Here is a 1,109-nt window from a genome sequence, read left to right on the forward strand (position 1 = left end):
GTGAAGACGGTTGGTCCGGTGACGGCGACGACCGGCAATGGCATCTTTGCGCTCGCCACAGGCGGCAACGTCACGGTCATCGCAGGCGATGTCAGCGCCGACAGCAACACCGCCATCGTTGCACGTCAGACCAGCGCGGCTGGTGCGGGCGTGGTCGATGTCACCGTGGGCAAGGTCTCCGGCACGACCGGCATCGAGGCAACGAACTCCGGTACCGGCGCGACCAACGTCGCGACCACCGGTACGGTCACCGGCAGCTTTGCTGAGGGGATCAAGGTGACAGGCAACGGCGCCGTAACCGTGGCGGTCGCCGATACCGTGACCGGTGCGACGACCGGCCTGTTGCTGACCGGCGGCACCGGCGGCGCGGGCGACATCAAGGTCATCGGCACCGGCGGGTTCGTCGGAGGCACGGGCAATGCCGCGACCATTCAGAACAACGGCTCGGGCAATGTCCTGGTCGATATCTCGGGGGCGAGCAGCTCGGCCAGTGGCGAGGGCATCACCGTCCGCGACACCGCTGCGGCTGGCGGTGTCAGCGTCACGACTGGCTCTGTCACGGCCCTTACGGGCGGCAAGGACGGCATCGACGTCCAGACTCAGTCGCTGACCGGCAATGTCACGATCGTCGCGAACGGCGATGTAAAGGCGGGCAATGCCGGCATCGTCGGGGCGATCTTCCCCGCGGCCGGCACCGGCAACATCGACATCACCGCCAACGGCGCAATCGACGCCCGGTTCGGGATCGACGCCGAGAACTTCGGCACCGGCTCGACCAGCGTGAAGACGGTCGGTCCGGTGACCGTCACCACGGGCAACGGCATCTTCGCGCTCGCCACAGGCGGCAACGTCACGGTCACCGCAGGCGATGTCAACGCCGACAGCAACACGGCGATCGTTGCACGTCAGAACAGCGCGGCTGGTGCGGGCGTGGTCGACGTGACCGCGGGCAAGGTCTCCGGCACGACCGGCATCGAGGCAACGAACTCCGGTACCGGCGCGACCAATGTCGCAGCGACCGGTACGGTTACGGGGACCTTTGCCGAGGGCATCAAGGCGACCGGCAACGGCGCCGTCACCATCAACGTTGCGGACACGGTGACCGGTGC

At 67.6% G+C, this 1,109-nt stretch carries 1 protein-coding gene; it reads left to right on the plus strand.

The features are described from left to right. On the plus strand, nucleotides 1-1,109 hold a 1,109-nt coding region (locus U1737_RS20590; RefSeq protein WP_332798086.1), incomplete at both ends, for a beta strand repeat-containing protein.

The sequence above is a fragment of the Sphingomonas fucosidasi genome, assembly GCF_036663855.1.
Taxonomy (GTDB): Bacteria; Pseudomonadota; Alphaproteobacteria; order Sphingomonadales; family Sphingomonadaceae; genus Sphingomonas; species Sphingomonas faeni_B.